This window comes from Aeromonas sp. 604443, assembly GCF_049170315.1.
Taxonomy (GTDB): domain Bacteria; phylum Pseudomonadota; class Gammaproteobacteria; order Enterobacterales; family Aeromonadaceae; genus Aeromonas; species Aeromonas veronii_A.
This window is the reverse complement of record NZ_JAAKMI010000010.1, coordinates 122690-147203: the sequence shown is the minus strand read 5'-3', so window position 1 is coordinate 147203 and position 24514 is coordinate 122690. Positions and strand designations below refer to the sequence as shown.

Annotated in this window: 32 protein-coding genes; 20 read left to right on the top strand and 12 right to left on the bottom strand. The window is 57.8% G+C overall.

All coding sequences use genetic code 11. The features are described 5' to 3' along the window. Positions 1–87: 87 nt before the first annotated feature. Together G5380_RS14650 and G5380_RS14645 are read left to right on the top strand one after the other, a co-directional pair. Entirely contained in the window at positions 88–333 is a 246-nt protein-coding gene (locus tag G5380_RS14650) for a YecH family metal-binding protein (protein ID WP_005357633.1), read from the top strand. A 99-nt stretch (positions 334–432) separates the two neighbouring features. After that, complete coding sequence (locus tag G5380_RS14645; protein WP_139735873.1) at positions 433–1032, top strand: YhgN family NAAT transporter; 600 nt, start codon at positions 433–435, stop codon at positions 1030–1032. Positions 1033–1107: 75 nt separating this feature from the next. On the opposite strand, the gene G5380_RS14640 is transcribed toward G5380_RS14645, so the two are convergent. After that, positions 1108–2076, bottom strand: coding sequence for a LysR family transcriptional regulator (locus G5380_RS14640; RefSeq protein ID WP_005357635.1), 969 nt, complete (start codon positions 2074–2076; stop codon positions 1108–1110). A gap of 276 nt (positions 2077–2352) precedes the next feature. Here G5380_RS14640 and tatA point away from each other — a divergent pair, with 276 nt between their 5' ends. The 3 genes from tatA (at position 2353) to G5380_RS14625 (ending at position 4483) form a co-directional block, all read left to right on the top strand. Continuing rightward, a complete protein-coding gene (gene tatA, locus G5380_RS14635) occupies positions 2353–2514 on the top strand; it encodes a twin-arginine translocase TatA/TatE family subunit (protein ID WP_005339944.1) in 162 nt (53 codons plus the stop codon). A gap of 16 nt (positions 2515–2530) precedes the next feature. Then, positions 2531–2833, top strand: coding sequence for a YfcZ/YiiS family protein (locus tag G5380_RS14630; protein ID WP_421209475.1), 303 nt, complete (start codon positions 2531–2533; stop codon positions 2831–2833). 228 nt (positions 2834–3061) lie between these two features. Beyond that, positions 3062–4483: a transglycosylase SLT domain-containing protein gene (locus tag G5380_RS14625; protein ID WP_227341810.1), complete on the top strand. Its 1422-nt coding sequence runs from the start codon at positions 3062–3064 to the stop codon at positions 4481–4483. On the opposite strand, the gene G5380_RS14620 is transcribed toward G5380_RS14625, so the two are convergent. After that, complete coding sequence (locus G5380_RS14620; RefSeq protein WP_005339947.1) at positions 4461–4637, bottom strand: hypothetical protein; 177 nt, start codon at positions 4635–4637, stop codon at positions 4461–4463. The two genes, G5380_RS14625 and G5380_RS14620, sit on opposite strands and share 23 nt — an antisense overlap. A gap of 73 nt (positions 4638–4710) precedes the next feature. On the opposite strand from G5380_RS14620, the gene G5380_RS14615 reads away from it, so the two are divergent. Next, the gene (locus tag G5380_RS14615; protein WP_421352847.1) at positions 4711–5964 is read left to right on the top strand and encodes a phospholipase D-like domain-containing protein; all 1254 of its coding nucleotides are present in this window, start codon (positions 4711–4713) and stop codon (positions 5962–5964) included. A 578-nt stretch (positions 5965–6542) separates the two neighbouring features. Here G5380_RS14615 and murA read toward each other — a convergent pair. Genes murA through mlaF form a run of 7 tightly spaced genes read right to left on the bottom strand, consistent with a single transcriptional unit; the run spans position 6543 to position 11063 of the window. Further along, entirely contained in the window at positions 6543–7799 is a 1257-nt protein-coding gene (gene murA, locus G5380_RS14610; RefSeq protein WP_005336355.1) for a UDP-N-acetylglucosamine 1-carboxyvinyltransferase, read from the bottom strand. 18 nt (positions 7800–7817) lie between these two features. Further along, on the bottom strand, positions 7818–8075 hold the full coding sequence (gene ibaG, locus G5380_RS14605) for a BolA family iron metabolism protein IbaG (protein ID WP_005306001.1): 258 nt from the start codon (positions 8073–8075) through the stop codon (positions 7818–7820). Next, entirely contained in the window at positions 8075–8347 is a 273-nt protein-coding gene (locus G5380_RS14600) for an STAS domain-containing protein (protein WP_005336352.1), read from the bottom strand. Before G5380_RS14600 ends, ibaG begins: the two co-directional genes overlap by 1 nt. After that, positions 8344–8976, bottom strand: a complete 633-nt coding sequence (locus tag G5380_RS14595) for an MlaC/ttg2D family ABC transporter substrate-binding protein (protein WP_005336350.1) — start codon at positions 8974–8976, stop codon at positions 8344–8346. Before G5380_RS14595 ends, G5380_RS14600 begins: the two co-directional genes overlap by 4 nt. A 2-nt stretch (positions 8977–8978) precedes the next feature. After that, positions 8979–9476 (bottom strand): outer membrane lipid asymmetry maintenance protein MlaD, encoded by a 498-nt coding sequence (mlaD, locus tag G5380_RS14590; RefSeq protein ID WP_005336348.1) that lies wholly within the window; start codon positions 9474–9476, stop codon positions 8979–8981. Between the two features lie 7 nt (positions 9477–9483). Next, on the bottom strand, positions 9484–10263 hold the full coding sequence (gene mlaE, locus G5380_RS14585; RefSeq protein WP_005336345.1) for a lipid asymmetry maintenance ABC transporter permease subunit MlaE: 780 nt from the start codon (positions 10261–10263) through the stop codon (positions 9484–9486). Continuing rightward, the gene (gene mlaF / locus G5380_RS14580) at positions 10263–11063 is read right to left on the bottom strand and encodes a phospholipid ABC transporter ATP-binding protein MlaF (protein ID WP_005336343.1); all 801 of its coding nucleotides are present in this window, start codon (positions 11061–11063) and stop codon (positions 10263–10265) included. The genes mlaE and mlaF overlap by 1 nt, the downstream gene beginning before the upstream one ends. 207 nt (positions 11064–11270) lie before the next feature. Here mlaF and G5380_RS14575 point away from each other — a divergent pair, with 207 nt between their 5' ends. The 10 genes from G5380_RS14575 (at position 11271) to npr (ending at position 18086) form a co-directional block, all read left to right on the top strand. Further along, entirely contained in the window at positions 11271–12266 is a 996-nt protein-coding gene (locus G5380_RS14575) for a KpsF/GutQ family sugar-phosphate isomerase (RefSeq protein ID WP_204382278.1), read from the top strand. Next, entirely contained in the window at positions 12266–12820 is a 555-nt protein-coding gene (kdsC, locus tag G5380_RS14570) for a 3-deoxy-manno-octulosonate-8-phosphatase KdsC (RefSeq protein WP_108542371.1), read from the top strand. The genes G5380_RS14575 and kdsC overlap by 1 nt, the downstream gene beginning before the upstream one ends. Next, complete coding sequence (gene lptC / locus G5380_RS14565) at positions 12817–13377, top strand: LPS export ABC transporter periplasmic protein LptC (protein WP_128814797.1); 561 nt, start codon at positions 12817–12819, stop codon at positions 13375–13377. Before kdsC ends, lptC begins: the two co-directional genes overlap by 4 nt. After that, entirely contained in the window at positions 13364–13891 is a 528-nt protein-coding gene (gene lptA, locus G5380_RS14560) for a lipopolysaccharide transport periplasmic protein LptA (protein ID WP_040068817.1), read from the top strand. The genes lptC and lptA overlap by 14 nt, the downstream gene beginning before the upstream one ends. Before the next feature lie 3 nt (positions 13892–13894). After that, entirely contained in the window at positions 13895–14620 is a 726-nt protein-coding gene (gene lptB / locus G5380_RS14555; protein ID WP_421209471.1) for an LPS export ABC transporter ATP-binding protein, read from the top strand. A gap of 65 nt (positions 14621–14685) precedes the next feature. Beyond that, entirely contained in the window at positions 14686–16125 is a 1440-nt protein-coding gene (locus G5380_RS14550; protein WP_201938916.1) for an RNA polymerase factor sigma-54, read from the top strand. A gap of 20 nt (positions 16126–16145) precedes the next feature. Then, on the top strand, positions 16146–16433 hold the full coding sequence (hpf, locus tag G5380_RS14545) for a ribosome hibernation promoting factor (RefSeq protein WP_005336323.1): 288 nt from the start codon (positions 16146–16148) through the stop codon (positions 16431–16433). Between the two features lie 2 nt (positions 16434–16435). Beyond that, positions 16436–16882, top strand: a complete 447-nt coding sequence (ptsN, locus tag G5380_RS14540) for a PTS IIA-like nitrogen regulatory protein PtsN (RefSeq protein ID WP_005336322.1) — start codon at positions 16436–16438, stop codon at positions 16880–16882. Between the two features lie 44 nt (positions 16883–16926). Next, positions 16927–17793: an RNase adapter RapZ gene (rapZ, locus tag G5380_RS14535; RefSeq protein WP_421209469.1), complete on the top strand. Its 867-nt coding sequence runs from the start codon at positions 16927–16929 to the stop codon at positions 17791–17793. Between the two features lie 20 nt (positions 17794–17813). After that, positions 17814–18086 (top strand): PTS phosphocarrier protein NPr, encoded by a 273-nt coding sequence (npr, locus tag G5380_RS14530; RefSeq protein WP_005336318.1) that lies wholly within the window; start codon positions 17814–17816, stop codon positions 18084–18086. A 146-nt stretch (positions 18087–18232) separates the two neighbouring features. On the opposite strand, the gene degS is transcribed toward npr, so the two are convergent. The 3 genes from degS to G5380_RS14515 all read right to left on the bottom strand — a co-directional run bounded on the left by degS (position 18233) and on the right by G5380_RS14515 (position 21290). Next, positions 18233–19357, bottom strand: coding sequence for an outer membrane-stress sensor serine endopeptidase DegS (degS, locus tag G5380_RS14525; RefSeq protein WP_421209467.1), 1125 nt, complete (start codon positions 19355–19357; stop codon positions 18233–18235). A 109-nt stretch (positions 19358–19466) separates the two neighbouring features. After that, on the bottom strand, positions 19467–20828 hold the full coding sequence (locus G5380_RS14520) for a Do family serine endopeptidase (RefSeq protein ID WP_216952220.1): 1362 nt from the start codon (positions 20826–20828) through the stop codon (positions 19467–19469). Between the two features lie 81 nt (positions 20829–20909). Continuing rightward, a complete protein-coding gene (locus G5380_RS14515) occupies positions 20910–21290 on the bottom strand; it encodes a YhcB family protein (RefSeq protein WP_216952219.1) in 381 nt (126 codons plus the stop codon). 140 nt (positions 21291–21430) lie between these two features. Between G5380_RS14515 and zapE the strand changes: the two genes are divergently transcribed. The 4 genes from zapE (at position 21431) to petA (ending at position 24514) form a co-directional block, all read left to right on the top strand. Next, a complete protein-coding gene (gene zapE / locus G5380_RS14510) occupies positions 21431–22525 on the top strand; it encodes a cell division protein ZapE (RefSeq protein ID WP_421209466.1) in 1095 nt (364 codons plus the stop codon). A 266-nt stretch (positions 22526–22791) separates the two neighbouring features. Further along, positions 22792–23220, top strand: a complete 429-nt coding sequence (rplM, locus tag G5380_RS14505; RefSeq protein WP_005341737.1) for a 50S ribosomal protein L13 — start codon at positions 22792–22794, stop codon at positions 23218–23220. 15 nt (positions 23221–23235) lie between these two features. Beyond that, complete coding sequence (gene rpsI, locus G5380_RS14500) at positions 23236–23628, top strand: 30S ribosomal protein S9 (RefSeq protein ID WP_005336286.1); 393 nt, start codon at positions 23236–23238, stop codon at positions 23626–23628. A 295-nt stretch (positions 23629–23923) separates the two neighbouring features. Beyond that, entirely contained in the window at positions 23924–24514 is a 591-nt protein-coding gene (gene petA / locus G5380_RS14495) for a ubiquinol-cytochrome c reductase iron-sulfur subunit (RefSeq protein WP_216952217.1), read from the top strand.

Genomic DNA, 24514 nt, shown 5'->3' with positions numbered 1-24514 from the left:
ATGCGCAATTTATTGGCCTATATCAAGATCCCTCCGGGCGGGGAGATATTTAATTGGCATTAAATATGTTCATTATTGAGGTGAGAGATGTCGCAATCGGTTCATGGTCACGAAGTGATGGAGATGATGTTGGCACAAGGGGGGCAATTTACCCGTGCCAGCCTGAAACAGGCGATGGCCGAGCGGTTCGGTGCCGAGGCCCGTTTTCATACCTGCAGCGCCAGCGAGATGGATGCGGAAGCGCTGATCGACTTTCTGGCCGCCCGTGGCAAATTCATCGACTCGGCCGAGGGTTTTCAGACCCGCGCCGACAAGATCTGCAACCACGGTTAATCCCGCTGCGAGCGCATCATGGCGCTCGCTCAATTCTTCGCCCTTTGCTATATTTCGCCCCCTCTCTTTTCCCTATTCAGGGCGTAGCCCGGGCGTTGTATGGATACTTTCTCTGCCGCAGTCATGCTGTTTCTGATCATGGACCCGCTGGGCAACCTGCCGGTCTTCCTCTCTATCCTGCGTCATATCGATCCCAAGCGACGTCGCAAGGTGATGATCCGCGAGCTGCTCTTCTCGCTGGCCATCATGATGCTGTTCCTGTTCGTCGGTCAGCAGATCCTCGGCTTCCTCAACCTGCGGCAGGAGGCGGTCAGTATTGCGGGGGGTATCATCCTGTTCCTGATCGCCATCAAGATGATCTTCCCGAGTGAGGGGGGCGTGACCGGGCTGGCGGCGGGCGAGGAGCCCTTCCTGGTGCCGATGGCGATCCCGATGATCGCCGGTCCTTCTATCTTGGCTTCTTTGATGCTGCTGGCCAATCAGGAGCCGACCCGGATGGTGGACTGGTCGCTGGCACTCTTTCTGGCCTGGGCTGCCAGTGCGGTGATCCTGATGTTCTACGAGGTATTCAACAAGCTGCTGGGTGAGCGGGGACTCACTGCGGTGGAACGGCTGATGGGCATGCTGTTGGTGATGATCTCGGTCCAGATGTTGCTGGACGGGGTACATCACTATCTGGCGGTGACCGGTCAGGGCTGAGCGGTTTACATCTTGAAGTGAATGAAACGGGGCTACGCAGAGCCCCGTTTTTTGTGCCGCCGAGAAGGGGGGCGGTCACCCGTGAGTGGTCGCAGCGGGTTCCAGTTTGCTCATGATGAGGGAGAGCAGCAATTCCCGCAGCCAGCGGTGGCCCGGATCCTCGCTGTGACGCTGATGCCAGATGAGCAGATGGGAGATGCTGTCCAACCCGATGGGCAGCGGCAGCTGTAACAGCGGATAGACCTGGGTGGCGTGGCGGGCGTAGAGCCGGGATAGCGTCACTATCATGTCGGAGTGCATCCCCATCCGCAGCGCCGCCTCGAAGGAGGGCACGGTTGCCTCGATACGTCGGTAGAGATCCTGCTCTGCCAGCTTGTGATCCAGCATCCAGCGGTCCCGCCCCTCGCAGTAAGTCTGCACATGGGGATAGCTGAGGTAGTGCTCCAGATTCCAGTTGGGCTCCCGCAGCGCGGGGTGGTGCTGTTGCACCAGACAGGTGAGATCATCGACCGCCAGCACTCGCTGACAGATGCTGTCGGGCAGGGTATCGAGCCGATAATCGGAGCTGATGCAGTTCTCTCGCACCGCGAAGGCGATGTCCACCTGTCCCTGACTCATCTCGGTCAGACTGTTCTCGGTCCACTCCTCGTAACGCAAGCGGATCCGTGGTGCCTGCCGTTTCAGCTCGCTCAGGTAGAGCGGGGCAAACAGGGTAAAGGCGCTGTCCATGCTGGCGATGACGAACTCTCGCTCCGAGCTGGCGGGGTCGAACTCGGGCGGCTGGATCAGGTTGTCCAGCGACAACAGGATGGGTTGCAACTGTTGTTGCAGCGCAAGGGCGCGGCCGGTGGGTTCCAGCCCGTAGGCGGAGCGGATGAAGAGGGGATCATTGAAGGTATCGCGCAGACGGCCGAGGGCTTTACTGACCGCGGACTGGCTCAGATGAAGGCGGCGTGCCGCCTTGCTGCCGTTGCGCTCTTCCAGCAGTACCTGCAGGATAATCAGCAAATTGAGGTCGATGCGACCCAGTTGTTCCAGCAGCATGATATGAATCCTCTTCAATTCTAAGATGAATTTATACCATTTGTTTTCATATCTTGGCGATCTTATCCTCGAATGGTCTCAGGTTCGCATGAACCACTGGTACAGGATGTAGCGGTTGAGGGGACATGTAGCACAATCAATATGGCGACCTCAGGGTCGCCCTATTTTTTGGCTATGATTTATTTGCTCACTTGCACCTGCCTTGATTTTGCCCAACAATCCCTGCGCTCTATTTTGATACAAGTAACAGATATCTCTTTGTGAGGGAGTATCCCTATGGGACTCGGTGGAATTCATATCTGGCATATGCTGATCCTCTTGCTGGTCGTTGTGCTGGTCTTCGGCAGCAAGCGTCTTGCCAGTGCAGGTGAGGATCTGGGTACCGCCATCAAAGATTTTCGCAAGGCGATGCGTGACGACGCAAATCATCCGAAATAAGCAGTAGGAGTAGAAAATGTCTGTAGACGAGAAAGTTGAACTGAACGAAACCTGTGACAGCTGCGGCTGTTTTGCCGAGATCGGCACCATCATCGGCGAAGGCGACGATGTGATGGATCTGGTGATTGAAGCCGCTGCCGAGGCTGATGCCCGCGCCAAGCTGGCTGCCTATGAAGCACTGGCCAAACAGGTCACTGCCGAAGCTCAAGTGAGCAGCGAACTGAGCCAGGGCGCCAACGGCGTGATCCTGAAAGCCCGCCTGCAATTCACCTGCACCGCCGAAAAACTGATTTTCGAAATGCGGGCCCGCTCTATCTGAGTTGTCTGATAACGCGGCAGGTTTGCCTGCCGTGTTGACCCTTCTGCTGTGGGTCGGCGTTCTATAGTTACTCTATCCCACAGACGTTTTGCCCGGCGCGAGTCGGCCAACAGAAGGCGTAAACATCATGACGCAGCGATGGATCTCTGCCCCCAATCCCACCCTCTATCGTGATCCGTGCTGCCAACAGGCAGCAGGCGTGACCTCAGCACAGGGGCAGCCATCGTGATGCGACGCTGGATTTGGGCTCTGCTGGCCCTCTGCTGTTTTTCCCTGCTGGCGGCTGAGCTCAAGCCGGTGCGTTTGCCCCAACCCGGGGACCTCGAAAGCATTCTGCAAAAGCGCGAACTCAGGGCTCTGGTGGTCTATGAGCGCGGTTTCTATTTTCTCGATCGCGGCACCCAGTACGGCATTCTGGTCAATCAGCTGCAAGGATTCGAGCGCTGGCTGAACAACACCTATCTCGCTAAAGAGAAGGTCAAACTCAAGGTGGTCTACATCCCGGTGCGGCAGGACAAGCTGCTGGACTATCTGACCGAGGGGCGTGGGGATCTGGTGGCGGCGACCATGACGGTGACCCCGACCCGGCGTGAACAGGTGGCCTTCTCCCGGCCTCTCATCTCTTCCATCGAGGAGTGGGTGGTTAGCCAGAACAGCCTGCCCGCCTTCAGCCGCATTACCCAGCTCTCCGGCAGGCGGGTCTGGGTGCGGGCCAGCTCCAGCTACTACGAGAGCTTGCGCCAGCTCAACTGGTTGTTTCGCGAGTTGGGGCTGCCCCCCGTCTATATCGAGACGGTGCCCGAATATCTACAGGATGGCGATCTGCTGGAGATGGTGGCCGCCGGCATTATTCCCCTGACGGTGACCGACAGCTACAAGGGGCGGATCTGGCTGAGTGGCATGATCTCCGGTCTCAAGGCTCACAAGTTGATCCCCCTGCGCAGCAACGGCACCAGTGGCTGGGCGCTGCGCAAGAACAGCCCCGAGCTGCTGAAAGCGGTCAATGGCTATCTGGCGAGCGTCAGCCGCAACAGCCTCTACAGCGACATGACCCTGCGCCGCTTGCTGGTTCGCAGCGATCAGATGAGCAATATCCTGGCGCCGGATCCTATGGGGCGCCTCGCGACCATTCGCAAGGTGCTGGAGAAGTACGCCAATCAATACGATCTCGACTGGCTGATGCTGGCGGCGCTTGGCTACAAGGAGTCCGGCCTCAATCCCAAGGCGCGCTCGCCCAAGGGGGCCGTGGGCCTCATGCAGTTGCTGCCCAGTACGGGGCGGGAAGTCGGCATCAACGGCGCCAGACTCACCACGCTGGAGGGAAATGTGGAGGCCGCCTGCCGCTACATGCGGTTGATCCTCGATACCTACTTCAATGATCCCAAGCTGGATCGGCTCAACCGCCACCTGTTTGCCCTCGCCGCCTACAACGCTGGGCCGAACCGGGTGCAGGCGCTGCGAGGCAAGGCGGAGAAACTGGGACTCGATCCCAACGTCTGGTTCGGTAACGTGGATCAGCTGGTGGCCAACGAAGTCGGACAGGGGCCGATCAACTATGTCGGCACCATCTACAAGTACTACGTGGCCTATCGTTTCAGCCTGCCCCAGATCGAGGGCAAGGCTGCCGCTATCGAAGCGGCTCAGCCCTGAGCCGGTTGACCGGCAGGGTCGCCTGCACGGTCGGCAATTGCCAGCCACCGTCCCTGTGTTGCAAAAACCAGTGAGCAGGGCCGGTGGCCGGGATGAGATCTGGCTGGCTGAGCTGGCCCAGATAGCGCAACATCGGGGTATCATGCAGTTCCATCAGCAACTCCTTTTGAATATGTGAAGAGGCTCGCCAGCGTTATGACACCCGGCCATGACAGCAGGATGACACCATGATCCCCGGATCCTTTGCCCTGATCGACGATCCCCAGCTGGCGCTCAAGGTGCGTTGTCACTGGATCCGCCATGCCCGCGAGCGGATCCAGGCGCAGTACTACAGCTGGGAGGAGGACAGCAGCGGCAAGCTGCTGCTGAGCGAGCTGCTTCACGCCGCCCGGCGTGGCGTCAAGGTACAGCTGCTGGTGGATGATCTCTATGCCGGTGACAACCGCTTTCTGGAGATGGTGGCTCACTACCCGGGGATCGAGGTACGGCTGTTCAACCCCTTCTGGCTGCGGGGCTGGCGCCCGCTGGCACTGCTGCTGGAGGGACTGCTCAGCTTTCGCCGCATCAACCACCGGATGCATAACAAACTGCTGCTGGTGGATGGCAAGCTGGCGCTGATCGGCGGGCGCAACATAGGCGATCGCTACTTCGGTCTGGATCCGCAAGCCCCCTTCGTGGATCTCGATCTCGCCTGTCAGGGGGGACTGTGCCAGCAGATGGTGCAGGGGTTCGAGCAGTTCTGGCACAGCCGCTGGAGTCACTCCATCCGCCATCTGTTGCGCCGCGAGCTGCTGCCCGCCGAAATAGAGGTGGTCAACGACTTCCTGTTCACCATGACGGATCCGGCGGTAGCGACGGTCTACGATCTGCCCGCGGCGCTGTTTGACGAGCGCGATGTGCCGCTGCAATGGCATGAGGGGCGGGCCGAGGTGTGGTTCGACCGTCCCGGCAAGGGGCTTATCTCCCGTCCCACCACTGCCCGTCAGCTCTGGCGCCAGCTGGCCGACAATCCCGGCTCGCTGGGGTTGGTGACCCCTTACCTCATCCTGACCCGCGGGTTTCGGCACCGTCTGGCGCGGCTACGCCAGCAGGGGGTCGCCATCGACATTCTCACCAACTCGCTGGCCAGCACCGATGTGCCGCTGGTCTATGGCGCCTATCAGCGCTATCTCGGCTGGTTGCTGCGCCGCGGGATCCGGGTCGCCGAGTTTGATCATGGTCACGGCAGCCTGCACGCCAAGCTGATCCTGCTGGGGAAGGAGCGGGCGCTGTTTGGCAGCCTTAATCTCGATCCCCGCTCGCTGTTTCTCAATACCGAACTGATGCTGCATCTGCACTGCCTGCCGATCTGCGAGGCGCTGCGAACGTGGCTGGCTCGCTGGCAGGAGCAGGCCGGTGGATTGCCGCGCAAACCCGAGGGGTGGCCAAGGCGACTGATAGCTCGCCTGAGTGACTGGTTGCCCCTGCGCCGTTGGCTGTAAGGCAGCCATTTTTTGTGCGAGATCTCGCAAAGCCTTGTAAGCCATTGCTGATGCCCTTTGCGGGTGAATAACCATGCATGAATCTATCTTTCTGTTTTATAACAATTTAGTGGTGATGATAAGGCTGTTTTTTGTACTCTGATGTGAATGGAATTAGTATAAAAACGTTTTTTATTTTGTTTTTATGCGTAATATTTCAGTTGCAAGGACAAACACGGCGGCTTGTCTGCCGTGTGGACGAAGGTTGTAACGGGTAGCTGGCCGGTTGCATTGCTGCAATTGGCGCGCACTTAAGATGGGTCGCGAACTATCGGAAAGTGAAACAGAGACCTGGCGTGGCCGGACTCCAATATGGAACATGCTATTTGCGAGGGGGTGACATGGACATGTCACCCCACTTTTTTGGTTCTTTGGCGAGTCTCGAGCCAATGAACGTTGGCCGCCAGGGGGCTGGTAAATAGCCTGACACGATATGGACCACTCTCGACCGCATTGAATCTCGGCAGCCCAGATGAATGTAAAAAGGCCCCCTTGCATTAGCGAGGGGGCCTTTTTATCGGCCTGCGATCAGTGGGCTATCAGCCCTTGATGCGCTCGATGCGGCCGCCCAGACCCTGCAGCTTCTGCTCGATGTCTTCGTAGCCACGGTCGATGTGATAGATACGGTCGACGATGGTGGAGCCTTCGGCCACGAAGCCGGCCAGCACCAGACTGGCGGAGGCGCGCAGATCGGTCGCCATCACCTGGGCACCCTTGAGCTGCTCGGTGTCACGGCAGATCGCCACATTGCCCTGCAGTTCGATGTCTGCACCCATCCGTACCAGTTCGGGAACGTGCATGAAGCGGTTCTCGAAGATGGTCTCGGTGACCATGCCGGTGCCTTTGGCAACGGCGTTCAGCACGGTGAACTGTGCCTGCATGTCGGTCGGGAAGGCCGGGTAGGGGGCAGTCTTGATGGTGACCGGCTTGAGGGTGCGGCCAGTCATGTCGAGGGTGATCCAGTCTTCACCCTTCTCAATCAGTGCACCAGCCTCTTCCAGCTTGACCAGTACCGCTTCCAGCAGGGTCGGATCGGTCTTGCGGCAGGTGATCTTGCCGCCGGTGACCGCTGCGCCCACCAGGAAGGTACCGGTTTCGATGCGGTCAGGCTGCACGCTGTAGTTGCCGCCGTGCAGACGCTCGACACCGTCGATGGTCAGGGTGTCGGTGCCCGCACCCTGAATCTTGGCACCCAGGGTATTGAGGAAGTTAGCCAGATCGACCACTTCCGGCTCGCGCGCGGCGTTTTCAATCACGGTGCGGCCATCTGCCAGGGTCGCAGCCATCATCAGGTTTTCGGTACCGGTCACGGAGACCATGTCCATCAGGATGTGGGCGCCTTTCAGGCGACCATCGACACGGGCCTTGATGTAACCATCTTCGATGGTGATCTTGGCACCCATCAGCTCCAGGCCGTGGACGTGCAGGTTGACCGGACGGGCACCGATAGCGCAACCGCCTGGCAGGGAGACGTCAGCTGCGCCGAAACGGGCAGCCAGCGGGCCCAGCGCCAGAATGGAGGCGCGCATGGTCTTCACCAGCTCGTAGGGGGCGACATGGTTGTTCACCGCACCGGTCAGCACGGTGACGTTGCCGTTGACCTTGGTGGTCGCGCCCAGCATCTCCAGCAGCTTGATGGTGGTGCCCACATCTTTCAGGCGCGGCACGTTGGAGAGGTGAACCTCTTCATCACAGAGCAGGGTCGCGAACAGGATCGGCAGCGCGGCGTTTTTGGCGCCGGAGATGGTCACTTCGCCGTTGAGAGTACAACGACCATCGATTTTGAATTTGTCCATTTTTACTTCGTTACCAAATCAGGAGGGCAATAGGAATTTACGTTCGCGTTTCCACTCGGCGTCGGTGAACGCCTTGATGGAGAGGGCGTGAATGGCGTTGCTGGCGATCTTGTCCATCAGCGGGGCATAGATGGCCTGCTGCTTCTTGACCCGGCTCATGCCGTCAAACATGTCACCGACGGCGATCACTTGGTAGTGACTACCGTCCCCTTTGACATGGACTTCGGACAATGGCAGAGCCTCAAGGAGTATCGCTTCAATTTCAGAGACTTGCATTATGCGTCCTCAGTTGTGAGCGGGGTTGACTGAAACAGCCCGGCCACCCCGTAGAGGTTGGCCAGGGTATAGAAATCACTGGAGGCGCCCACCAATTGCGGTGTGGCGCCTCGCGCTAATACGGCTTTGGCCCATTTGACCAGCAGGGCCAGTCCGGCAGAGTCGAGGGTGGTGACGCCGCCGAGCTCAAGCTGGTCGTCCTGCCACCATTCAGCGCGGCGTTGCCACAGGTCATTGACCTGTGGCGCCTGCAGCTCACCGCTGAGGGTCATGGTTTGAGTACCAGCGGCTTGGCGTTGTGCTCGCGCAACTGGGCGATCACCGCATCGATGCCGTTCTGGCGGATCAAACCGCCCAGCTCGCTCTGCTTGGCGGAGAGCAGGCTGATCCCCTCTGCCACCATGTCGAAGGCTTTCCACTCGCCGGTCTTGTTGTTCTTGCGCAGCTTGAACTCGAGGAAGATGTCCGGCTTGCCGGCCTCTTTCACGCTGACGTTGACGGCGGTGATATTGCCGCTGGGGGCTTTGCCCGGCTCGACCTTGACGGTCTGCTTGTCAAAATGGGCCAGCGCATCGGCGTAGGAGCTCACCATGTACTCGGTGAACACCTCGACGAAGGCATTGCGCTGCGCTTCGGTGGTCTCTTTAATCTGGTTGCCAAGCACCTTGTAGGCGGCGAAGCGGTTGTCCACATAGGGCAGCAGCTCTTCGCGGATGATCACCCGCAGGTGATCCGGATTGCTTTTCACCTGGGCCTGATCGGCTTTCAGGCGGGCAAAGGTCTGCTTGGCAGCCTGATCCACCAGCGCGTTGGGGTCGGTGGCATCGACTGCGGCCTGGGCAGACAGGGAGAAGAGCATGCTGGTCATCAGACCCAGCAGCAGGGCGATTTTCTTGAACATGGTTACTCCTTCTTGCTGTCTGATTTGCTGTCGGAGGATTGGCTGTAGAGGAACTTGCCAATCAGATCTTCCAGCACGATGGCGGATTTGGTGTCTTCAATCAGGTCGCCATCCTTGAGCATCTCGGTGCCCATCTCCTCATCGCTGAAGCCGGGGGCCAGACCGATGTACTGCTCGCCGAGCAGACCGGAGGTGAGGATGGAGAGGGAGCTGGTATCGGCAAACTCGCCAGCGCTCTTTTGCATCATCAGGGTGACTTCGGGCACCTGGGTTTTCGGGTCCAGTACGATGTCGCTGACCCGACCGACCACCACGCCGCCGACCTTGACCGGCGAACGGACTTTCAGGCCGCCGATATTATCGAAATGCGCGCGCAGGGTATAGGTTTCTCCTTCCGGTTTGAAGCTCAAACCGGCCACTTGCAGGGCCAGTGCCAGAATGGCACCGATGCCAGCCAGCATGAAGGTGCCGACCAGGAATTCTACTTTGCTGAACTTCATCTTTACCTTATCCAAACATGACTGCAGTGAGTATAAAATCCAGGCCGAGCACGGCGAGGGATGAGTGGACCACAGTTCGGGTCGTGGCCTGACTGATCCCGGCCGAGGTCGGCTTGGCATCATAGCCGTTAAAGAGCGCAATCCAGGTGACCACCAGGGCGAAAATCAGGCTCTTGATGGCGCCCTGCATGATGTCTTCATGCCAGTCGACGGAGGCCTGCATGGCAGACCAGAAGCCCCCTTCGTCCACGCCGAGCCAGTCCACGCCGACCAGCTTGCCGCCGAAGATACCGATCAGGCTGAACATAAAGGCCAGCAGCGGCATGCTGATGACGCCAGCCCAGAAGCGGGGGGCAACCACCCGGCGCAGCGGGTCGACCGCCATCATCTCGAGGCTTGAAAGTTGCTCGGTGGCCTTCATCAGGCCAATTTCAGCGGTCAGGGCCGAACCGGCACGGCCGGCAAACAGCAGTGCCGTGACCACAGGCCCCAGCTCCCGCAGCAGGGAGAGGGAGACCAGCGGTCCCAGGCTCTGCTCGGCGCCGAAATCCTTCAAGACGTTGTAACCCTGCAGCGAGAGCACCATGCCGATGAACAGGCCGGAGACCAGAATGATGGCCACCGACTGCACACCCACCACATAGAGCTGCTGGACAAGCAGCGGGAAGTGCTTGCGCGGCTCGGGTTTGCCCGCCAGCGCATGGAACAACATGATGGTGGCGCGACCGACGGAGCTGATAAACCGCACTCCGACCCGCCCCAGCTTGCTTATTTGACTTATCAACATCAGAGATCCTGTAGCAGATCGCCTGCCGGAAAATGAAACGGAACAGGACCATCGGGCAATCCTTTGAGGAACTGCTCGACTTCGGGATTGTGCTCCTCGCGCAGCTGATCCGGCGTGCCGTGCGCCACCACCTTGCGATTGGCAATGATGTAGGCGTAATCGGCGATGCTCAGCACCTCTTTCACGTCGTGGGTGACGATGACGGAGGTGATGCCGAGGGCATCGTTCAGCTCCTTGATCAGCTTGACCAGCACCGCCATGGTGATGGGATCTTGCCCGACGAACGGCTCGTCATACATGATGAGGTCAGGATCGAGCGCAATTGCCCGAGCCAGCGCCGCCCGGCGCGCCATGCCGCCGGAGAGCTCGGAGGGCATCAGTTTCGCCGCGCCGCGCAAGCCCACCGCCTGCAGCTTCATCATGACGATGGTGTGGATCAGCTCCTCCGGCAGGCCGGAGTGCTCTCGCAGCGGGAAGGCCACGTTGTCGTAGACCGTCATGCCGGTAAACAGGGCGCCGCTCTGGAACAGCATGCTCATCCGCTTGCGCACTTCATAGAGGCGCGAACGGGATAGGGTGGGGATATCTTCCCCGTCAAACAGAATGTGACCGGACTCCGGCTTGAGCTGGCCACCGATCAGCCGCAGCAGGGTGGTTTTACCGATGCCGCTCGGGCCCATGACGGCGGTCACCTTGCCACGAGGAATGGTCAGGTTGATCCCGTCATACAACAGCCGATCTCCGTGACTGAAGGTCAGATCGGAGATGGTGATCAGGTCATTGTTCAAACAATTGTCCATCCGGTGTAAATGAGGTGCGAATTTTATGGGGTAGTCTAGGTCTAAGCAACAGCAAGGAACAACTATTGAACAGGCCGCAAGCCCATTTGAACGACAGTTTTCTGTAACAAAGTGCGTCATTGAGAGCGGGACTTGCCATCCGATTCGCTTATCCGGGCAGACTTTTTTATAATCCCGCAGCTAATTTCGGCCCGGAGCTGTGTCTTTATGTCTGTAAAGCCTGAGAAAGTGTCTGAACTGTTCGATTTTCGTCGCAGTGCCCGCGCGGTGCTGGACACAGAAAAGCAAGCCATTGATGGACTCTATCAGTATCTGAACGACGCCTTCGACAAGGCGTGCGAAATGGTGCTGCGCTGTGGTGGCAAGATAGTGGTCACCGGCATGGGCAAATCGGGCCATATCGGCAGCAAGATCGCCGCCACCCTCGCCAGCACAGGCACACCGGCCTTCTTCCTTCACCCGGGAGAAGCGAGTCACGGCGATCTGGGGATGATCTCCAGTGGCGACCTTATCATCGCTATCTCCAACTCCGGTGAGAGCGATGAAATCCTGGCCCTGCTGCCGGTACTCAAGCGCCGCGGCATTCCGCTCATCTGTATGACCGGTAATCCGGCCTCCACCATGGCCAAAGAGGCCAACGTGCATCTGTGCATCAAGGTGGAGAAAGAGGCCTGCCCGTTGGGTCTGGCACCCACTTCCAGCACCACGGCAACCTTAGTCATGGGCGATGCCCTGGCGGTCGCCCTGCTGGAAGCGCGCGGTTTTACCGCCGATGACTTCGCCCTCTCTCACCCGGGCGGGTCGCTCGGCAAGCGTCTGTTGCTGCGGGTTGGCGACCTGATGCACAGTGGCGATCTGTTGCCCCGGGTGGGGATAGATGCCACCATCAGCCAGGCGCTGCTGGAAGTGAGCCGCAAGGGGCTCGGTATGACGGCTGTGGTCGATGGCAATGGCCTGCTGGCCGGGCTCTTTACCGATGGCGACCTGCGCCGCATTCTTGACCAGCAGATCGATATCCATCACACCCCCATCAGCCGTGTGATGACGGCCAACTGTGTTACCGTAGGTCCAGAGATGATGGCTGCGGAAGCCGTCAAGCTGATGGAAACGAGAAAAATCAACGGATTACTGGTCGTAGATGGTGACAAGCGCCCGCTAGGCGCCTTCAACATGCACGACCTGCTGAAAGCCGGAGTAATTTGATGCAAAACGTACCGACCCTCTATGGTCCGGTGACGCGCAGCCAGTTCGACAAGGCGGCGCAAATCCGCCTGCTGGTGTGCGATGTGGACGGGGTGCTCTCCAACGGCCTCATCTACATGGGAAACAACGGCGAAGAGCTGAAAACCTTCTGTACCCGCGATGGTGCGGGCATGCGAGCGTTGCTCAATGCCGGGATCGAGATCGCCATCATCACCGGGCGCAACTCCCGTATCGTCAGCGATCGGATGAAAAGCCTGGGGGTGGCTCATGTGGTGCAGGGGGCTGATAAAAAGCTGCCTCACTTCGAAGCGCTGCTGGCCAAGCTGGGGCTGAGCCCGGAGCAGGCTGCCTATATGGGCGATGACACCATCGATCTGCCGGTGATGGCCGCCTGCGGCCTGGGTATCGCGGTGGCCGATGCTCATCCGCTGGTGTTGAGCCGTGCCGATATGGTGACCCGGCTTGGCGGTGGCATGGGAGCGGTGCGCGAGGTGTGTGACCTCATTTTGCAGGCGCAGGGCCACGACGATTATCAGCCCGAGGCTTCGGTATGAGCAGACAGACCCTGTTGTTTGCCCTGCTGTTTCTGGTCGCTCTGGTTGCCTGGCAGTTGGGCAAGGTGGAGCTGGTGCCGGAGAGCGCCGTCAAAATAGAAAACTATCAGCCGGATTTTGTCGCCAAAGATCTGGTGACCACCCGTTTTGATATCAACGGCAAGCGCACCGAGCGGCTGGAGTCGACCTACGCCGAGTATTATCAAATCCTCGAGCAGGCCACCTTCGACAAGCCGGTGGTCTACATGTATGACGAGCAGGGTGCTGCCGAGTGGAAGGTGACCGCCGAAACCGGCGTGCTCAACACCGGCGACAACGTCATCCTGCGGGACAAAGTGCATCTGGATGGTCTGCTACCTACCTCTTTCATCTCCACACTGGATACCCCCTATCTGGAGCTGGATCTGGTGACACAGGATGTGCGCAGCAACCGGGAAGTGAACATTCTGGGTCGGGATTTCCAGACCCAAGGGGTTGGCCTCAAGGGCCATCTGGACCGCAAATATTTTGAGTTACTGGATCAAGGCCATGCCATCTATTTCAATGAAAAACGCTAATCTGGCCCTCGCAGCCCTGTTGTTGTGTGGTGCGGTGACCGCCAAAGAGTCCGACTTTGCCGAGAAGGTTTACGTCGATGCCGTCAAACAGGTGGCCGAGATGCAGGACAACCGCATCACCTTCGAAGAGGACGTGACCATCAATCAGGGCACCATCCGGATCAAGGCTGACAAGGTGGTAGTGACCCGTTCCGGCGAGAAAGGGGCCGAGGTGATGACTGCCTACGGCAAGCCCGCCACCTTCTTCCAGATCCTGGATAACGGCAAGCCGGTCAATGCCCACGGCAACACTATCCGCTACGAGCTGAAGAACCGTCTGGTGACCATCACCGGCAACGGTCAGCTCAAGCAGGAAGATAGCCAGGTCAATGGCGATCTGATCCGCTACGACATCGTCAAACAGAAGATGATCGCCGAGAGCAAGAGCCCGAGCCAGCGGGTCAAAACCGTATTCCTGCCGGATCAGGTAGAGAATTTCGACAAGCCCGCCGACCAGAAGAAGCAGGGAAAATAAGCCATGGCAGTGTTAAAAGCAGTGGGCCTGCAGAAGAGCTACAAGCGCCGCATGGTGGTGAGTGACGTCAGCCTTGAAGTGGGCACCGGCCAGATTGTCGGCCTGCTCGGCCCCAACGGGGCGGGCAAGACCACCTCCTTCTACATGATCGTGGGGCTGGTGCAGCGCGATGCCGGTCTCATCACCATCGACGATCAGGACATCAGCCTGCAGCCCATGCATGTGCGGTCGCGCAATGGCATCGGTTACCTGCCGCAGGAGGCCTCCATCTTCCGTCGCCTGTCAGTGTTCGACAACCTGATGGGCGTGATGCAGACCCGCAAGGGGTTGAGTCGCGAGGAGCGTGAGGACAAGGTTCAGCAACTGCTGGAAGAGTTCAATATCACCCACATTCGCGACAACCTGGGTCAGAGCCTCTCCGGCGGTGAGCGCCGTCGGGTAGAGATCGCCCGTGCGCTGGCGGCCGAGCCGCGTTTTATTCTGCTGGATGAACCCTTTGCAGGGGTTGACCCGATTTCTGTGATAGACATCAAGAAGATCATTCAGCATCTGAAAGATAGAGGCCTTGGCGTCTTGATTACCGACCACAACGTCAGAGAGACTCTGGACGTATGTGAGAAGGCCTATATCGTCAGCCACGGCAAGATGATTGCCGAAGGTGCACCGGCTGACATCCTTGCCGATGAGCAGGTCAAGCGCGTCTATTTGGGCGATCAATTCAGTCTATAGTAAGGGGGCATGCCTTCATTTCCTTTGACGAGTGCCTCGCTGAACATAAGGATATCCCGACGTAGATGAAGCCGACATTACAGTTGCGTCTCGGTCAGTCCCTGACCATGACGCCGCAATTACAACAAGCGATTCGTCTGCTCCAGCTCTCCACTCTGGAACTTCAGCAGGAAATTCAGCAAGCGCTCGAAAACAACCCTCTGCTGGAGCAGGAAGAGAGCGAGGCGCAAGAGACCAGTCCGGAAGCGCCGGTCGATGCCAGCCAGCTGGATTCCAGCGATGCCATGGCTCAGGAGCAGATGCCGGACGAGTTGCCGGTGGATACCACCTGGGACGAGGTTTACTCTGCCGGCACCGCCCAGAGCGCGGGCCCCATCCACGATGGGGAAGATAGCGTCTATCAGGGTGAAACCACCGAAAACCTGCAGGATTATCTGCTGTGGCAGATGCGGCTCACACCGTTCAGCGATGTGGATGCCGCCATCGCGCTCGCCATTATCGATGCCATCGACGAATCCGGTTATCTGACCGTTGCGATGGAGGATATCCAGGCTGCCGTCACCAGCGATGACGTAGAGGTGGAACTCGATGAGGTCGAGGCGGTACTCAAGCGGGTGCAGCACTTCGATCCGGTCGGCATTGCTGCCCGTTCTGTGCAGGAGTGTTTGCTCATCCAGCTGGATCAGTATGACCCGCAGACCCCCTGGCTCAACGAGGCCAAAGAGGTGATCCTCGAGCACATGGAGCTGCTCGGCAACCGGGATTACCGCACCCTCGCCCGCAAGACAAAACTCAAAGAGAGCGACCTCAAGGAGGTGCTGGATCTGATCCAGCTGCTGGAGCCACGTCCCGGCAACGGCATCATCCAGAGTGACTCTCAGTACGTGATCCCCGACGTCTCCGTGGTCAAGAAGGGCAGCAAGTGGGTGGTCGAGCTCAATCCCGACTCCGCCCCCCGCATCCGGGTCAACGAGACCTATGCCGCCATGGCCCGCAACGCCCGCAGCAGCACCGACACCCAGTTTATCCGCTCCCATTTGCAGGAAGCCAAGTGGTTCATCAAGAGCCTGGAAAGTCGCAATGACACCCTGCTGAAAGTGGCCAGTTGCATTGTCGAGCAGCAACAGGGCTTTTTCGAGTATGGTGAAGAGGCGATGAAGCCGATGGTGCTCAATGACATCGCCGAAGCGGTAGAGATGCATGAGTCGACCATCTCCCGGGTGACGACCCAGAAGTACATGCATACCCCCCGTGGTATCTTCGAATTGAAGTTTTTTTTCTCCAGCCATGTGAACACCGAAGGAGGAGGAGAGTGCTCATCGACCGCAATTCGCGCGCTCATCAAGAAGCTGGTCACGGCAGAGAATCCTGCCAAGCCGTTAAGTGATAGCAAGATCGCGGATTTGCTGGCCGAACAGGGTATTATGGTGGCGAGACGCACGATCGCTAAGTATCGCGAATCCTTGTTTATCCCACCTTCCAATCAGCGCAAACGCCTGGTTTAGGCAAACAAAAGGATGATGTTATGCAAATTAACCTGACCGGACACCATGTCGAGATCACCGAAGCTCTGCGTGATTATGTGAATAACAAATTTGCCAAACTCGAGCGTCACTTCGACCACATCAACAATGTTCATGTGGTGCTTAGCGTGGAAAAACTGAACCAGATAGCGGAAGCCAAATTGCACGTCAGCGGTGGCGAAGTGTTTGCCAACTCTGAACATGCCGATATGTATGCTGCGATAGACACCTTGCTCGACAAGCTGGACAGGCAGATCATCAAGCACAAAGATAAGTTAAATAAAAAATAACCATGCAACTTGAACACATACTGAGTCGGGACTGCACCAAGAGTGCAGTCCCTTGTACCAGCAAGAAACGCGCCCTCGAAATCATCAGCGAGCTGGCCGCCGAACGCCTTGGCACCTCCCGTCAGGCGCTGTTTGAATGCTTGCTGGCCCGCGAAAAAATGGGTAGTACCGGGATCGGTGCCGGTATTGCGATCCCCCACGGTCGCATTGACGATGAGTTCCCGCCAACCGCGATCCTGATGACCTTTGCCGACCCTATTCCTTTCGACTCCATCGACAATCAACCGGTTGACCTGCTGTTTGCCTTGCTGGTGCCGGAAAGCGAGTGCAAGCAGCATCTCAAGACCCTTTCTCTGATGGCTTCCAAGCTGGGTGACAAGGCGGTTTGCCGCCAGTTGCGTCAGGCAACCAGTGACGAAGAGCTCTATCAGATCATGACCTCGGCCTGACAGCAGGCCAAGGATGAGACACCCGTTTGGCGTGAGGGAACAAGATGCAGTTAATCGTGGTAAGTGGACGTTCGGGCTCCGGTAAAACGGTAGCCCTGCGAGTGCTGGAAGATCTGGGTTACTACTGTGTGGACAACCTGCCGGTCAATCTGCTGCCCCAGCTGATTGTCTCGGTGGAGAGCCAGTACGACAAATTGGCGGTCAGCATCGATGTGCGCAACCTGCCGAGCGATCCGGAGAAACTGGAAAATCTGCTGGCTCAGGTGCGCAATGAGGGGCGGGTTGAGTTCTCCAGCTTCTTCTTCGACGCCGACAACGGCACCCTGCTCAAGCGCTATGGTGAGAGCCGCCGCTTGCACCCCCTCTCACGCAACAAGCTGTCGCTGGATGAGGCGATTCGGGAGGAGACCCACCTGCTGGCGCCCATCTCCTCGACCGCTGACCTGCGTATCGACACCACCAACCTCAGCATTCACGACCTGAGCGAGCTCATCAAGACCCGGGTGCTTGGGAAGAAAGAGAACGAGCTGGTGCTGGTGTTCGAGTCGTTCGGCTTCAAGTACGGCATTCCCAAGGATGCCGACTTCGTGTTCGATGCCCGCTTCCTGCCCAATCCGCACTGGATCCCCGAGCTCAAGCCGTTTACCGGCAAGGATGAGCCGGTCGCCAACTACCTCTCGGCGCAGGCTGACGTGATGCTGTTTACCCAGCAGATCGAAAACATGCTGGTGACCTGGTTGCCCCATCTGGAGCGCAACAATCGCAGCTACCTCACGGTCGGCATCGGTTGCACCGGCGGTCAGCACCGCTCGGTCTTTATTGCAGAACGGCTGGCCAGTGCATTCCGTTTGCTTGGCAAGAACGTGCAGATCCGCCACCGCACTCTCGACAAGAGTGCCCCCCAATCTTGACGGACCAATAGGACGACCCGATGACTGTTTCCGCCTCGGTTGAAGTGAAAAACAAGCTGGGTATTCATGCCAGACCTGCCATGATGCTGTTCGAGCTGGTGCAGGGTTTCGATGCCCACGTGCTGCTGCGCAATGAAGATGGTGTGGAGGCCGATGCTGACAGCATCATCGGCCTGCTGATGCTGGATTCCGCGCAAGGGCGGCAGGTGGAAGTCCAGGTTGAGGGCCCCGAAGAGGTCGAGGCCCTAGCCGCCGTGGTGGAGCTGTTCACCTCCGGCTTTAATGAGGAGTAGTCACTCCTCGTTCTTCTTCTATTCCTTTCACTTGTATTCGGTCGCGCTATTGCGGCATGACATGGCTGACTATGTAGTTCCATGGAGAAATGAGAGTTAGGCGCAGCCTAACAGGCTGCAGGCTGATGCAATAGACCGTTGCCGCGTTAGCTGGCCGATGAGACATTGCTGACTCCAGCCCGGTTCTGATAGCGCACATCCTCTTCAATGGTGACCACCACTTCCAGCGGCTTGCCGGAGCGTAACACCGATATGGTCAGCTTGGTGCCGGGGCGGCTCTCGGCGATCTTGTCCAAGGCGGCTCTGGGACCGCTGATGGCTTCGTCGTTGATCTTGAGCAGCACATCCCCTCGTTGCAGACCGCCTTTGGCTGCTGGACCGTAGGGATCCAGACTCTTCACTACCAGACCACGCAGATCGCCGAGATTCATCATCCGCGCGATTATCGGGTTGATCTCGACGCTGGATATCCCAAGGTAGCCGCGAATGACCCTGCCGTTGGTGATCAGCTCATCCATGATCCGCTTCGCCAGCCGGTAGGGGATGGCAAAGCTGATGCCGTAGCTCTCCTGATTGCCGTTGAGGTGATAAGTGGCGGTGTTGATGCCCACCAGATCGCCACGACCGTTGACCAGCGCGCCACCCGAGTTGCCCTCGTTGATGGCGGCATCGGTTTGCAGCAGATCCTGCCGGCCATTGCTGTCCGGCCCCATGCTGGAGAGACCGGTGCGGCCAGTCGCGCTGATGATGCCCTGGGTGATGGTCTGGCCGACGTTGTAGGGATTGCCGATGGCGAGTACTACATCGCCCACTTCTGGCAACCGCTCCGGATCTTGCGGGATTACCGGCAGGTTATCTGACTCGATATAGAGCACGGCAAGGTCGGTAAGCGGGTCTGTGCCGACCAGCTCGGCACTGAAAACCCGGCCATCCTGCAGGGCTACGATGATCTGGTCGGCGTCAGCGATGACGTGGTAGTTGGTCAGCACGTAGCCGCGCTGGGTCATGATGACGCCGGAGCCCAGTCCTTGTGGACGCAGTTCCCCCTGATTGCCCTGGTTGGGAGCAAAGCTGCGGGTGTAGATGTTGACGACGGCGGGGCCGGCCCGATGAGCGGCATAGGAGAAACTCAGTTCTCGGGCATTGGTGATGAGCCCCGGGAGTTGGGCGCCACCGCGAAAATTGGGAAACAGCAGCAACAGCAGCACCGCGACGGTCAAACCGAAACCGACAGACTTGCCCAAGTAACTGACTAAAGGGGAAATTTTCATGTCATTCTCATCCGTACAGGCTGCGGGCAGAGAATAACACTATCGATGGATAAAAATCACCCGCGGCGAAGGCCGCGGGTGATAGAGAGGTTGTTGAACCATCAGGGGGTTAGCGGATCACCAGATAGAGCGAGGAGTCGCCGCGCTGGATATTGAGCGCCAGTACGTCAGGCTTGTTCTTGAGCGCCTTGCTCAGCTCGCCCAAGGTGTTGATGCGCAGACGGTTGACCCCGATGATGATGTCCCCCTTCTGCAGGCCGGAAGCGGCTGCCGGAGAACGGGGATCAATGTCGGCCACGGCGACGCCGGAGACCGGATCGGTAGTTGTGCTCAGCTTGGCCCCTTCCAGTGCCGGATGCAGCGCGCTGGCGCGCACTTCGCTGTCATCGGCCTGCTTCAGGGTCACTTTGGCCGTTTGTGACTTGCCATCGCGGATCAGTCCCAGCTCGACCTGCTTGCCAGCGCCCATGGTGGCGATCTTGGCACGTAGCTCGCCGAAGGAGCGAACCGGCTTGCCATCGATGCTGACGATGATATCGCCCGCCTTGATGCCCGCCTTGTCTGCGGCGGAGTCAGGCATGACCTGGTTGACGAAGGCGCCATCCTTCTTGTTGTAGCCGAAGGTCTTGGCGATGTCTGAGGTGAGTTCGGTACCGGTAATGCCCAGCTGACCGCGACGCACTTCACCGTACTTGACGATCTGCTCGGTCAGATCCCGCACCATGTTGGAGGGGATGGCAAAGCCGATGCCGATGTTGCCGCCGTTCGGGCCCAGAATCGCGGTGTTGATACCGATCAGCTCGCCACGCAGATTGAGCAGGGCACCGCCCGAGTTACCTGAGTTGATGGCCGCATCGGTCTGGATGAAGTTTTCCAGATTCTCGATGTTGAGGCCGCTGCGACCGAGCGCGCTGACGATACCTGAGGTAACGGTCTGACCCAGACCAAACGGGTTGCCGATTGCCAACGCATAGTCACCCACCCGCAGCTCGTCGGAGTCGGCGAACTTGATCTGCACCAGATCCTCGGCCTTGATTTGCAGCAGGGCGATGTCGGACTGCTTATCTTCACCGATCTTCTTGGCCGCATATTCACGACCATCCTTCAGAGTGACCTTGATCTCGTCCGCCTCGTGAACCACGTGGGCGTTGGTGATCACGTAACCCTTCTTGGCATCGACGATGACACCGGAGCCGAGTGCCTGGAACGGCTGCTCGCTCACCTGTTCATCGGGCATATTGGGACCGAAGAAGAAACGGAATTGTTCCGGCAGACGCTGGCGGGTGATCTTCTTGCCGGAGACAGAGATATTAACTACGGCAGGAGTGACCTGTTCGAGAACGGGGGCCAGACTTGGCATCTCCTGATTAGAGCCTAACAGGGAAGGCAGTGCGGCCTGAGCAGGGGCCGCAGACATGGCGATACCGACGCTGAGGGCTAGCACACTGAGCATGGAAAGAGGTTTACGCATATGAAAAACAGCTCCCAGAAAAAGTTGCATTGCAATCGTCAAGGTCAGACCACAGGGCTGGCCAATTAGTTCCGCGAGGAACTAATTTGGTTGTTTGAGCAGTCCGGAAGAGGCGCCGGCATAGTCGCGAGGCGGTACGCCCGGCTCATCTGCTTCTTTGGTTGGGGCTTCTTCTACCAATGATTCACGGAACAGCGGTTCCTGTGCCTTGGCCAGGAATTTGCTCTGCTCGGCCATGTGGCGATAGAGGGTCTGATACTGCTCGGCCAGTTGCTCCATCAGCGCGGCGCTGTCGGCGAAGTGGGTATTGATTTGGCCCTGATAGCTTTCAAGCTCCTTGTGGGCCTTTTTCAGTTCCTGTTCCAGACGGCCGGCATCGCGGCTGCGTACCGAAAAACGGCCGAGAACGATACCGATAATCAAGGCCGCGACAGCCAGCAGGATCCCAGTTAACAGACTCATAGATGCTCCTTGTTACAGCTAAAACAGAGTGGGTTTATGCGGTCGTCATAACCGCCATGCCTTGATGGCACTATACCGTGCGTCCTGAGGCCGTGATACCATTTTGTCCTCGATTCAGGGACTTGGAGAGGCGCTCAAGGATGACACCGCAGCAAAAATACCAGCAGGATCTGCTGCGCCCCGGCTTTGTGGCCGACCCCGCGCAGGGGATGGCCATTAGCAGGCTGGAGCGACTGTATCAGGATTTGCTACGGCGCCCGACTCCGACCAGATCTCGAGGGTTGCTGGGTTGGCTACAAAAGCCCAAGCAGCCGGAGCCCGTCCTCGGTATCTATATGTGGGGCGGAGTGGGCCGAGGCAAGACCTGGCTGATGGATACCTTTTTCGACAGCCTGCCGGGGACGCGCAAGATGCGCAGCCATTTCCACCGTTTCATGCACCGCATTCACGATGAATTGCAGGGGTTGAGCGGGCAGTCCGATCCCCTCAAACTGGTGGCCAGCAAGCTTGCCAGCGAGACAGACATCATCTGTTTCGACGAATTTTTTGTCTCCGACATCACCGATGCCATGTTGCTGGGCACGCTGTTTCAGGAGCTGTTTGGTCACGGTGTTGTGCTGGTCGCCACTTCAAATATTCCGCCGCAGGATCTTTATCGCAACGGGCTGCAGCGAGCCCGTTTTCTGCCAGCTATCGAGCTGATCGAGCGTCATTGCGAGGTACTTAACGTAGATGGCGGTATCGACTATCGCCTGCGTACGCTGGAACAAGCGGAGATTTATCACTGCCCGCTGGACTTGCAGGCAAAAGCCAATCTTGACCGCTATTTTCAGCAATTAACCGGTGGGCACACGGCTTGCGAGGGGACGTTCGAGGTCAATCATCGTCAGCTGACGTCGCTCGGAATGGGGGAAGGGGTGCTCTATATGGAATTTGAGCAACTTTGCTGTACTCCCCGCTCCCAGAACGACTATATCGAGCTGGCCAGACTGTTCCATACTGTTCTGCTGGCCAATGTGCAGCCAATGGGCACAGGCACGGATGACGCGGCTCGCCGCTTCATTGCCATGGTCGATGAGTTTTATGAACGGCACGTCAAGCTCATCATGTCGGCGGCGGTTCCCATGGCAGAACTCTACGGTGAAGGGCTGCTGAATTTCGAATTCCAACGCTGTCTTTCACGGCTTCAGGAAATGCAATCGCACGAATACCTTGCCAGAGTGCACCTTCCTTAGTCACAATACCGCGCCTGCCAGTCGGATGGGCATCTGCGGCAGGTAGGGCCGGGCGACATTTGCTGGTTTCATGGCAGTGAAATTAGCAGGTGATATTTAAGGCAACTTCACTTATAATCGCCCGGCCCACGTTACAGCTGTCGATAAGACAGCAACACTTTAAGCTTTACTTGTATTCGAAGGGGTACAGGTAGGCCATCGTTTGTTGTTTGTGGGAGAGCCCCCATAAACAATTGGGTCTGTAACAGGTAATTGGGTTTAACTTAATGAAAACTTTCGTTGCCAAGCCAGAAACCGTAAAACGTGACTGGTACATTGTGGACGCAGAAGGTAAAACTCTGGGTCGTATCGCAACCGAGATCGCTGCTCGTCTGCGTGGTAAGCACAAAGCTGAATACACTCCGCACGTTGACACCGGTGATTACATCATCGTTGTAAACGCTGAGAAGGTACGTGTTACCGGTAAGAAAACTACCGACAAAATGTACCACGCTCACTCCGGTTTCCCGGGTGGTATCAAGTCAATCAGCTTCGACAAGCTGATTCAGCGTAAACCGGAAATGGTAATCGAAGCTGCTGTTAAAGGCATGCTGCCGAAAGGTCCTCTGGGCCGTGCCATGTTCCGTAAACTGAAAGTTTACGCAGGCGCCGAGCACGCTCACGCTGCTCAGCAACCTCAAGTACTGGATATCTAATCGGGAACTGGCAACATGGCAGAAAATCAATACTACGGTACCGGCCGTCGCAAAAGCTCCACTGCTCGCGTATTTATCAAAGCGGGTAGCGGTAAGATCGTAATCAACCAGCGCTCCTTGGAGCAGTACTTCGGTCGTCCGACTGCCCGCATGGTAGTTCGTCAGCCGCTGGAACTGGTTGAGATGACCGAGAAACTGGATCTGTACATCACCGTTAACGGTGGTGGCATCTCCGGTCAAGCTGGTGCGATCCGCCACGGTATCACTCGTGCTCTGATGCAGTACGATGAAACCCTGCGTTCCGAACTGCGTAAAGCAGGCTTTGTTACTCGCGATGCCCGTAAGGTTGAGCGTAAGAAAGTCGGTCTGCACAAAGCTCGTAAGCGTCCGCAGTACTCCAAGCGTTAATTCGCTTTCGGTGCTCACTCTTTCGAGTGTCAAAAAAGCCTGGCAACCGCCAGGCTTTTTTTATTAGTAATATTACCGACATCAATGCTAACCACGCGTCACAAAAGACAAAAAATTGTTTCTTTATTGTTTTTATTGCTCACCGCTCTTTCTTGTCAAGTTGTTATCTTTTCTTTAAAATTTCCCCTGTTTTCTGTGGCAATTGTAAATCCAGCTTCCGCCGCTGTTGTCACGGGAAAAATGGGGAACAGGGACACTATAAGAATGTGCGGAGTCCACATGGGAGAGTTTTTGGATGAGCAATGCGCCAGTTGATACCGGTCGCCGCAGATTTCTTACCTGGTCAACGGTTGCCGTTGGTGGGGTAGGAGCTGCGTTTACCGCAGTGCCGTTTATAAAGTCATGGAATCCGAGTGCCAAGGCCAAAGCAGCCGGTGCACCGGTTGAAGTCGATATCAGCAAGTTGGAACCGGGTCAGCTCATCCGTGTCGAGTGGCGTGGCAAACCCGTCTGGGTGGTGAAACGCACCAAGCAGACGCTGGATGCCCTGGCAGCACATGATGACAAGTTGCGGGATCCCTCATCAGAAGAGCCGCAGCAGCCTGACTATGCCCATAACGGGTACAGATCGATCAAGCCCGAAATTTTTGTCGCGGTCGGTATCTGCACCCATCTCGGGTGTTCACCTTCTTATCTGCCTGACAGTTTTGGTGAGCAGGTGCAGGGGGTTGCGTCCGGCTTCTTCTGCCCGTGTCATGGCTCCAAGTTCGATATGGCTGGCCGTGTGTTCCAGGGGGTGCCTGCACCACTGAACCTGGTTATTCCGCCGTATCAATTCATTAACGACACCACCATTCTGGTCGGTGCCGATGGCAAGGAGGCCTGA